Origin of the sequence: Paenibacillus sp. JSM ZJ436 (assembly GCF_044383795.1) — a bacterium.
In the GTDB taxonomy this organism is placed as follows: Bacteria; Bacillota; Bacilli; order Paenibacillales; family Paenibacillaceae; genus Paenibacillus_AQ; species Paenibacillus_AQ algicola.
Window position 1 is genome coordinate 461,717 of record NZ_JBISEO010000001.1, and the last position, 9,289, is coordinate 471,005.

Below are 9,289 nucleotides of genomic sequence, written 5' to 3' on the forward strand. Positions count from 1 at the left end.
TTCTTACATGGGAAAGCACCACAGCTCATCCCGATTGTATTGAATGCCTAATCGCTGACCGGGAACATGCTGCACCAGTCCGGGCAGCTTCATCACCAGGTGCTCGTCTTGAGCCTCCAGCTCCAGCAGCGTATGGTCTCCTCGAAAAGAAACACGCCGCACCTCTCCCTGCACCGGAGATGAAGAATCCAGAATCAGCCATTCGGATCTTAATGCAGCCTGAACCGGTCCATCACGTAATGAAGCCAGTGAGGGATGAAGCGGCAGCTCTCCAAACAGGGTACGCACCCGGCTTCCCAGCTTGATCCCTCTCAGCCTGTTGTCCATCCCCATAAATGCCGCTGCCCACGGGCTTGCCGGACGATAGTAAAGATCCTCCAAGGTCCCGTACTGCTCTCGCTTCCCCTGATTCACCAGGAGAAACCGGTCGCCCAGCGTCATGGCCTCTTCCCGGTCATGCGTCACCATGATCATTGGAACCTCACGCGTACGCTTGAGATCTGCAAGCCAGCTGCCCATCTGCCTGCGAAGCAGCGGGTCCAGCTGGCTGAATGGCTCATCGAGCAGCAGCAGCTCCGGCTCAATGATCAATGACCGGGCCAGCGCTGCGCGCTGCTCTTGGCCACCGGATAATGAAGACAAGGACCGCGAGTAAAAGCCCGCAAGTCCCACCTCCGCCAAGAGCTGCTCCGCTTTGGCTTTTCTTTCCTTCGGCTTTACGCCCTTCAGCTTTAATCCGATTTCAACATTATGTCCGACGCTTAAGAACGGCAGCAGGTAAGGCTTCTGAAAGATCATGGACAACCCCCGCTTCTCCGGTGGAAGCTGATGAATACGCCGGCCGCCCATGATGATGCTGCCCCGCTCTGGATGAAGAAGACCGGCCAGCAGCTGCAGCAGCGTTGATTTTCCGCTTCCCGAAGGTCCCAGGATCACGAGCAGCTGTCCTTTCTCCAGCGTAAAGGATTGTTCGGCCAGAGTAAACGATGAGCTGTAGCTGCAGCCGATACCGGACACCTGCAGGAACGGCTCTTTTGTAATGGCGGTCATGCCGCTTCCCCCTTTTCAGCAAATTGATCCACCTGTGTTTCTCTTGCACTGTAGATCACAACCAACAACGCAGGAATAACAAATACCATGCTTAAAGCTCCCATCAAACTGTAATCGCCGCTAGAAAGTGTGCTGAGGAGCAGCATCGGCAGTGTAATCAAGCTTCCCCCGCCGATGAACAGCGTAAATAAATACTGACTCCAGGAGTTCAGAAAGCTGAACAGAATACTCAGCGTGAGCACCGGCTTCAACAGGGGCAGCTCAGCCTGAACAAACGACTGCCAGCGCGTGGCACCCAGCAGGCGCAGCTGCTTCTCATATCCGGAATCATAGCCGGCATAGAAGCCGTATAGCAAATAGATCGAGTATGGCGCTGCCGGAATAAGATGAGCAAGCAGCACACCCAGCCAGCGGTCAGACAGCCCGATCTGAAGAAAAAACACATGTACTCCGACCGCAATGGCAATGCCGGGAATCAGAATGGGGGCAATCAGTGCGAGGCGAATCCAGCGATTCCCCCATTGAATATACAAGCCGAGAGCTCTTGCTGCCGGATACGCAACCAGCTGCGAGATCACACTTGTCGCTGCTGCAAGCCCCAAACTGTTCAGAATGGAGGTCCATACCTGGGAATGAGACGAGAACACATAGGACCATGCACGGAGACTAAAGACTGGCAGCAGCTCCGGAAACCGCCATTGCAGCGAGAAGGACCAGATCAGCAGCGGCACGAACGGAAGAATAAACACGGCCAGCAGCAGGAGAAAGACCCCGGCATAGCCGCTCCTTTGCTTAAGACTGCTGTACCGTATGATGTTCACCCCATTTCAAGTATAAAAACACTAACACCACACTAATCATCGTAATGACCATGTTGATCGCCATCGCTTCCGGGCGATAGGTCAAATCCGGATTGGTATAGGCCTCATAGGCAAGAATCGGCAGAGCCGGCTGACTGACCGACCCTAATATGTACGGCACCTCAAAGGAACCAAAGGTATAAGCAAATACAATGATTGATGAAGACAATAACGGCGGCAGCATGAACGGAAATGTCACCAGCCTGAAGCGCTGCCAGGAGGATGCGCCAAGAAGCCGCAGCTGACGCTCGTACGGCAATACCCAGGCTTTTAATATACTGATAATGGATACCGCAATGAAAGGAACTTCCTTCCATATGTACTCCAGTATAATGCCGGCGCCCACTTGATCCTGTACCAGCACCGGAAATGCAGCCGGCTCTTGAATTATGCCTGCCCAATATGCCAGTCTCGACAAATACCCGCTCTGACCTAACAGCATCCAGATCGCCATCGCTCCCACCACATGAGGCAGCGGCAGATTAAACTGAATCAAGAATTGCAGCCACTTGCTCTTGTTCACATATCTTCTCAGCCAAAGTGCCATAAGTACCGCCAAGACGGCGGAGATGAGCGTAGAGAACAGAGATACCATGAGAGAGAAGCTGAGAGAGCTATAGAAGATTCGCGACACGAACAGCTCCCGGTATACATCCAGAGACAGCTCCGTTTGGCCGATCAGCGGAACATAGCCCAGGCTCTGTTCGCCCGTAATCCACAGTCCTGCACCAACAGGCACCAGAATGACCAATACGGAGGGCAGGAGCATCCCCGCGAGGAGCCAGAGGCGAGCTTTTTTACTTTTGGAATAAAACATACTTCCTCCAGCCTTCCTCCAACGCCTGATTGTACGCCGGCGACAGATCCGGCAGCTTATGCTTCAGCAGAACCTCTGCAGGCACCGCGGTTTCACCGGCGTCGCTTTGAATCTGCTTGTACTGGCTTGCAGCCTCCCCTTCCAGCTTGGCAGGATGGATTCCCAGACCGTCTCCCCAGCCCTCCTGCGTCCCCATCTTCTTAAACTGCATTTCCGGCTCCAGCAGCAGATTGGCCGTCACCATCGCCGCTGCTTTATGCTTGGCGTTATAAGGAATGGCAACATAATGATAATCTCCAATCGTCCCGGTGCGGAATACATAAGGCCTTGCCGTCTCCGGCATTCTGCCTTTGTTTATCTCGGCCTGAATGCCTCCTAGATCCTGCACAAACGTAAAATCGACCTCATTGTTGTTAAACAGCGTCTGCAGCTCCGCGATGGACTTCGGATATGTTTCACCACCCCGCCATAAATGCGGCTTGATCTCATTCAAGTAGCTCCAGACCGGCTCAACCGCTTTTTTGAATTCTGCTTGATCCAGCGGCTTTTCCCACTGCTCATAGCCTCCGCTTAGCTCGTAGAACAGCTGCTTCACAAATCGTGTACCGATAAAATCAGGGGGAGCATTGTATGTAAACCGACCCGGATTGTTCTGAATCCACACCTTCAGCTCTTCATAGCTTCGCGGCAGTTCATCCGGATCTACGGTGCTTGCGTTATACACGAACTGAAACTGGGCGCTTCCCCATACCGATTCCATGCCCTCTGTATCGTTTCCAAAATCCTTTTGAATGGCAGGATTACTGTAATCGACGTATTGTGCGTTAGGAAGAATCTCAGCAAAAGGACCGAACAGCGCTTCTGCCTGCTTCAGGGTATTGAAATTTTCTCCGTTAATCCAGATTAAATCGACGCTGCCTTCCTCATGCCTTCCTGCCTGCTTCTCATTCAGAACCTTATTAACAGCTTCAGCCGTATCATTGACCGGAATCCGCTTCAGCGTAACTCCGTATTCGTCCTTCAGCACGCGGCCAACCGTCTGATCAACATACGAATTGATCACATCACTGCCGCCCCATAAATACCAGTTGACCTGCTGACCTTTAGCCTCATCAACCACCTGTTCCCAGCTGGAGCCACTAAGAAGGCTTGCATCCTCCGCACTCCTCACGACTTCCAGACTGTCGGAGCTGCAGGAGGATAGGACCATCGCCGCTGACAGCCATAGAATTAGTGCAGCCATAGGCTTTTTCATATGCAGCCACCCCTTTCTATCTATCTCTTATATAGCCGCTGATACTGCCGTACAAAGCGTTCGTCAATCCAGCGTTTTAGCTTCCAGCACCATCGCCCGTAGAGCAACACCTTCTTATATAGCAAAATCGCCTGGCGGTTCCCCGTCGACATCAGCGACAGATAATCACGCTGCGGTGAATATGCCTGAAGCTCCGTGCCGCTGAAAAATGCGCGTAGATTGCTCCACAAATACGGAGCCTCCCTGACGGCATACACCCCGGCTTTGGGAAGAGGGCGATGTCCGTCCAAGGCGGCGCAATCACCCGCAGCAAAAATCTCCGGGTAATCCACGGACTGCAGCTTTGGCGTCACCAGCAGATAGCCGCCGTCGCGGACCTGCAGCCCTGAAGACATAAACACGTCCGGTGCTTTGGGACCTGCTGCCCAAATCAGATGTTGAAATGGAACCTTGCGGCCGGATGTTAATGTCACGATGCCTTGATCCACCTTGAGCGCCGCATCGTTTTCATACAGCCGTACATTTTGTTTGGCAACAATCTGTGTAAGACGCCGGTGCATGCGCGAGCCTGTCTTCATCCCAAGTAAAGAGCCTGCACTGATTAACGAAACAGAGCCGCCTTTTGTCCGGTTACGAGCCTGCAGCGCCAGGCTGAGTTCCAGTCCAGCAGCACCGCCCCCGACCACGACCGCGGCTTCATCCCCATGCTCCTGGACCGCCCATTTCATAAACGGCTCCAAAGGCTTGACGGGAAGCCCGTATGACAGGACGCCGGACGCATCTGTGCCGGCACTCTGCGAACCGATATCAAAGGAGAGAGCATCATATGAAAGCGGCTCCTGCGTCGCCAGGTGGATTACTCTGGACTTGGCATCTACGGAAATGACACGGTCCTGCACCAGGCGCACGCCGGCCGTTTCAGCCAGCCTTCTTAGGTCCACTCGAATTTCGTCCAGGATATTGGTGCCTTCGATATATCCAGAGATCAGTCCGGAATAATATTGAAATGGCGATGGCGAAATCAGGACAACCTCTACATGTGGAATCGGCTGTCGGCTGAGCTCCTTCAAAACATGAAGATGTGCATGTCCCCCACCCGCCAGGATCAGACGACGCTGGTCTCCTGCAGCATTCATCGGAACCATTTAACGTAAGCCTTCAGCAGCTTGTAGACCGGACCGTCAAACAGCTTCTTTTCCCAATACTGCCCTGAAGCCTTTTTCAGAGCCTCGCCATGGGCCGGGTAAGGATGAATCGTTTCGGCAATATGGCTCACTTTACAGCCATGCTGCTTCGCAAACACCGCCTCCTGCATCCAGTTACCGGCCCCTTTGCCAACAGCATGTGCTCCCATAATTTTTCCCTTTTGATCTGCAATGATTTTGACGAGTCCTTCCGTGCTGCGGTCGGTAATGAAACGGTCTACCTCCTTGAGGTCTGTGATGTATATCTGTATATCATCTCCCGCCTGTTCCCGGGCCTCCTTCTCCGTCATGCCCAGATGAAAAATTTCCGGATCCGTATACGTCACCCAAGGCACCGCATCATAGCTCACCTTGCGTCTTAGACCGAATACCGCGTTAGACACGGCAACCTTGCCCTCCATGCCAGCGGCATGGGTAAACGGAAACGGCTTTATGACATCACCAATCGCGAAGATAGAGCGCGCCGTCGTTCGTAGATTTTTTTGCACAGCGATATGATCTCCGTCCAGCTCCACCGAGGTTCGGTGCAGATCCAGCTGATCTGTATTCGGCATCCGCCCGGTGGCAATCAACAGCCCATCTGCCTGCCAGGTATGCTCATGTCCGTTTATGCGGCCGTAAATGGTTTTGACACCGGCTTCGTCTGCCGCTACCTTCTGCACCTCGGTATGATAGACGATGCTCATTTCCTGTTCCATTAGTGACTGGGCCCGGGCCGCAATATCATGGTCTTCTTTCGGGAACAAAGAATCTCCCTTGACCAGCAGCGTAACCTGAGAGCCCAGGCGAGCCAACGCCTGAGACAGCTCCAGTCCCACCGGTCCGGCGCCGATGACCACCAATCTCTTCGGAAGCGACATCATGTCAAACACACTTTCGTTCGTCAGGTAATCAACATCCTTGAGCCCCTCGATATCAGGCACTTTGGCTCTGGAGCCGGCAGCAATGATAATTCTTTTGCCCTGCAGCGTCTCCTGACCATCGATTTGAATAGCATGATTATCCAGAAACTTGGCATGTCCCTGGTACACATCAATTCCCATACTTTCAAAATGCTCTGCCGCATCATGATGCGCAATGACCGCCTTTGCCGCGTGAACTCGACGGTAGGCTTCCAGATAATCGGCTTCGCCGATAAGGCTGAGCCCATATCCCTCCGCGGTCTTGCGCGCGCCATGTAAGTCATTGGCCGCAGCAATGAGTGCCTTGGATGGAACACAGCCCGTATGCAGGCAGTCTCCACCGGGCTGGGCGTCCTTATCAATCAATGCAACCTTAATTCCGAACCGGATCGCGCCAACGGCAGCGGTCAGTCCGCCGGAGCCGGCACCGATCACGATCAGATCATATTTTTTCATCTGGCCCCTTCCTCCTCTTGATGCGCTAAGCATGTACATCCGAAGCAGTGAGCCCCTACAGCGTACAATGCTATATGTAAAATTTCGATGTATTTAGACAAAATGCCTACTAACTTGATTAACCTCAATCCTGTTAACCCAAACAAACGTCCCGCTTCTGCAGCAGCTATATAAAGACTTCAAGCATGTTACGAAAGTTCTAGAGCATTACGATCACCTTTCAGCCAACATCAAAGAGACCAAGTGAAGGCTTACCACCTGATCCCTGGGTGTTTATTATGATCTGCCATCCTGCACGTATTGACATGATCTTGCGGCTGTGAGTTAGAGCTTCTTCACATGGAGCAAGATCCAACCTGACGCTTGGGATGATGTTCCAATGCTCGAAGCTCCTCAATCGTGACCTTAATCATAAGCTTAAGCCCTCTCAGCATGCTTTCCTGACTCATAGAAGGCATGCCAGGCTTGGCTGCAGCCATCTCCGGTGATGCCGGAAAATGAATAAAGCCGCCAAGCATAGCATTCGCTGTCTTCTTGATTTCATTCAACAACACATACATTGTATTATTACAAATATAGGTTCCGGCAGAATAAGAAATCGATGCGGGTATTCCAGCTTCTCTCATGGCCTTCACCATCCGGGAAACGGGCAGCGTGGTGAACAAGCCATCCGGGCCGTCTTCCTCAATGGGCTGCTCATGGGGTCTCACACCTGCGTTATCAGGATACGGTGCATCCTCCGCGATGTCCTTCATATTAATGGCGATCCGCTCTGGTGTTATGTCAGCACGTCCCCCGGCTACACCGCAAGCGAGGACTGCGTCCGGCTGAAAGGACCGGATTTCCTCGATCAGGAGTCTGGCACATTCATCGAATACCACGGGAAGTAATACAGTACGAATTTCTACCCCTGAAAAAGACAATGACTGCAGATCAAAAATCAGCTGCTCTGTCGGGTTAACCCGGCTGCCGCCGAACGGTTCAAATCCGGAAACTAGTATTTTCATAGACTCTCTCTCCTTCTCGTCCTATCATATCAGAAACCGTAAAGGGAACACCAACCTGACCTCGTGATATAATGGGAATCCAGGCTGTTGTAGTCATTCCGTCGGAGACTTCTTGTTTTGAAGCTCACGCCACACCTTTTTATTACTATACTGCTTGTCCTGGCTGATGTCTGGGCCAAACCAGATCGGAGGCTCAAAGCGCTCAGCCTCTTCCAAAGAAGAGAACTCCACCTCAATCACGCGGAGCTGAAGCTGAGTGTATTCGTCAATTTCCACCACTTGTCCATTCCATACCGCCGTAAGTCGTGTTTTTATTAACGGGATTGCCTGGTGAGCTTCAATAACCTGTTCATAGAGCCCTTCAGATATTGCAATCTCTACCTCTTCACGGGCAATGCCCCATCCTCTTTTAAACGTATGTGTGTATTCCAGCAAACCGGTCTGCAGGTCCTCAAGCTTTCTTACACGCAGCTCCTGATCTCCATCCAGAGCCAGATAGGTTTGTTCTATGCGCTGCTTTCGCCGCGGCTGTAAGCTTCCATCTCGGACGAGCTCCTCCGGGTCTTGATTAAGCAAAAATTTTTTTTCAATTTCCATGTGCATATGTAAGTCCCCCTATACGTTCTATAGTAATCTTTATCCTGTCATTATAAATCCATATGCACAAAAAAGAACCCCCTGCCTGATGTGCAAGCAGGGGATCCTTAAGCGGGAAACGGTTATAGTCTCACCAGGCAATGGTTCATTGCTCCAGATTCTTACCTTTGTGCATCCAGGGAGTACATGCTTACTCCCGTTGAAGATGGTCCATCGGAATCAAATCCTTTCGGAATTCAAAAGAAACTGTCAGTTAACACACCTGATGCTGCATCGGAATCAGATCCTTTCGGTTTCATCTTCGTCCAAGCCAAAGCTGCTCCATTGGAATCAGATCCTTTCGATCATATCAATCAAGTCTCATTCAGTTCAGTGTACTTCCGTCTCGGGCAATATCTTCAACCGTTTCTCGCTTGTTTTATATATACCACATCGGCAGAGAACGAAACATTGAAGCTGCGTTTTAATCTGGGCTAAGAGACAAATGTATTCTCTCCTAAATTTTGAAAATTACTGACTTAATATTTGAATATTGATATACTAGAGAGGTAATTAATGGTTTTATTATAAGATACATACAAAGCATGATGTAAAAACTATGACTAAACGCTTGAAAAAAATTATTGTTGAAGTAGGTGAAGCGGCAGCTGGGTCTGTCAATAAGTTTGTGTAAACTCTAAATCAAGAGTTCCCCTGTTAAGAGAAGAAGATGCTCTTTAAGGCAGATGCTGGCCAATCCGTTCAGGATAAAAGACGGATAATTGAAGCAGGATCTGACCCCAGTTTTGGACTCGGCCTGTCCACTTGCGGGTGACATCGACCGTCACCAGATAGAGCATTTTGAGCAGCGATTCATCCGTAGGAAAGATGCTTTTCCCTTTCGTTACTTTACGGAGTTGGCGGTGGTAGCTCTCAATCATATTGGTGGTGTAAATGAGCTTACGAAGCTCAGGTGGGTACTTAAAGAACGTGGCGAGTTCTTCCCAATTATTGCGCCATGAACGGATAATAAGTGGGTACTTGGTTCCCCAGATCTCCTCAAACCGGTCCAACTCCAGCAGAGCCATCTCCTCCGTCGTCGCCTTGTAGATCGGTTTTAAATCCGAGGTCACCTTCTTGAGATCTTTATAGGATACATAA

The 9,289-nt window shown here is 51.1% G+C and carries 9 protein-coding genes; all 9 read right to left on the reverse strand.

The window, feature by feature from the left end:
* Positions 1-3: 3 nt before the first annotated feature.
* On the reverse strand, positions 4-1,050 hold the full coding sequence (locus ACH6EH_RS02305; RefSeq protein ID WP_138225911.1) for an ABC transporter ATP-binding protein: 1,047 nt from the start codon (positions 1,048-1,050) through the stop codon (positions 4-6).
* The gene (locus tag ACH6EH_RS02310; RefSeq protein ID WP_397330920.1) at positions 1,047-1,871 is read right to left on the reverse strand and encodes an ABC transporter permease; all 825 of its coding nucleotides are present in this window, start codon (positions 1,869-1,871) and stop codon (positions 1,047-1,049) included. The genes ACH6EH_RS02305 and ACH6EH_RS02310 overlap by 4 nt, the downstream gene beginning before the upstream one ends.
* A complete protein-coding gene (locus ACH6EH_RS02315) occupies positions 1,843-2,727 on the reverse strand; it encodes an ABC transporter permease (RefSeq protein ID WP_397330922.1) in 885 nt (294 codons plus the stop codon). Before ACH6EH_RS02315 ends, ACH6EH_RS02310 begins: the two co-directional genes overlap by 29 nt.
* Entirely contained in the window at positions 2,708-3,982 is a 1,275-nt protein-coding gene (locus tag ACH6EH_RS02320; protein WP_397330923.1) for an ABC transporter substrate-binding protein, read from the reverse strand. Before ACH6EH_RS02320 ends, ACH6EH_RS02315 begins: the two co-directional genes overlap by 20 nt.
* 20 nt (positions 3,983-4,002) lie before the next feature.
* The gene (locus tag ACH6EH_RS02325; RefSeq protein WP_397330924.1) at positions 4,003-5,127 is read right to left on the reverse strand and encodes an FAD-dependent oxidoreductase; all 1,125 of its coding nucleotides are present in this window, start codon (positions 5,125-5,127) and stop codon (positions 4,003-4,005) included.
* Positions 5,115-6,545, reverse strand: coding sequence for a dihydrolipoyl dehydrogenase family protein (locus tag ACH6EH_RS02330; RefSeq protein WP_397330925.1), 1,431 nt, complete (start codon positions 6,543-6,545; stop codon positions 5,115-5,117). Before ACH6EH_RS02330 ends, ACH6EH_RS02325 begins: the two co-directional genes overlap by 13 nt.
* A 335-nt stretch (positions 6,546-6,880) precedes the next feature.
* Complete coding sequence (gene pcp / locus ACH6EH_RS02335; protein ID WP_397330926.1) at positions 6,881-7,552, reverse strand: pyroglutamyl-peptidase I; 672 nt, start codon at positions 7,550-7,552, stop codon at positions 6,881-6,883.
* Positions 7,553-7,645: 93 nt separating this feature from the next.
* Complete coding sequence (locus ACH6EH_RS02340) at positions 7,646-8,155, reverse strand: CYTH domain-containing protein (RefSeq protein WP_397330927.1); 510 nt, start codon at positions 8,153-8,155, stop codon at positions 7,646-7,648.
* Between the two features lie 710 nt (positions 8,156-8,865).
* A partial coding sequence (locus tag ACH6EH_RS02345; protein WP_397330928.1) for a transposase occupies positions 8,866-9,289 on the reverse strand: 424 nt, incomplete at its 5' end.